Origin of the sequence: Pontibacter sp. JAM-7 (assembly GCF_048548695.2) — a bacterium.
Taxonomy (GTDB): Bacteria; Pseudomonadota; Gammaproteobacteria; order Pseudomonadales; family Balneatricaceae; genus Neptuniibacter.
Genome location: NZ_JBLYIF020000038.1, coordinates 1 through 267, shown reverse-complemented (window position 1 = coordinate 267; position 267 = coordinate 1). Strand labels below are relative to the sequence as shown.

1 protein-coding gene is annotated in these 267 nt (G+C 50.2%); it reads left to right on the top strand.

Annotated elements, in window-relative coordinates; genetic code table 11:
- On the top strand, positions 1-267 hold a 267-nt coding region (locus ACFVYJ_RS13780), incomplete at both ends, for an MlaC/ttg2D family ABC transporter substrate-binding protein (protein WP_463255428.1).

The following is a 267-nucleotide window of genomic DNA, read 5'->3' as shown; positions in this document are numbered from 1 at the left end:
GAAGAAAAGACGCCAAAAGAAGTGATCACCGGAACTGCTAATGAGTTACTGGGTATCATTGAAGAGGCCCGTGGCTACTACGATGAGGACCCGCAGCGCTTTTATGACAATGTGCAGCGCATTCTTGAGCCGACAATTGATATGCGTCGTTTTGCAGCCGGAGTCATGGCGAAATATTACCGTGTTGCGACCAGTGATCAGCGTCGTCGTTTTCTTGAGGTGTTCAAAAGCAGCATGATCCGCACCTATGCAAAGGGTCTGCTGGCC